Origin of the sequence: Citrobacter sp. Ce129 (assembly GCF_030334545.1) — a bacterium.
GTDB lineage: Bacteria > Pseudomonadota > Gammaproteobacteria > Enterobacterales > Enterobacteriaceae > Citrobacter > Citrobacter europaeus.
Window position 1 is genome coordinate 1 of sequence record NZ_JAOWDS010000026.1, and the last position, 329, is coordinate 329.

Sequence of the window (329 nt, forward strand, 5' to 3'; positions counted from 1 at the left end):
GAGTTTATCCATCCCTCAGAACAGTACATACTTGTGCCTGAGTGGGAGCCTGGGGCATATAAAATATCTAAAGATTACGGACAAACGTGGCAGGTCGCAAAATATATGGCTCCTTTCCCGGCGCTGGAGAGAAACTCAGACGGTGTTATGCGTGACAGCCCTGAAGGAAAAGAAATAAAAAGAGTGGTGGTGGTTAATAATCAGGCATTTATTACCACGGCGAAGGGGCATTTATATCTGAGTTCATACCCTTTTGACGACCCGCGTCTGGCGCCGGGTGGTCCGGGTATAGATTATCAATACTTTGATGACACGTATTATCTCTACAA

General features: G+C 45.9%; 1 pseudogene. It reads left to right on the forward strand.

Annotated features, from left to right (window positions below):
* Positions 1 to 329, forward strand: a pseudogene (locus OGV77_RS00350) (T6SS immunity protein Tli3 family protein); the annotation flags it as partial.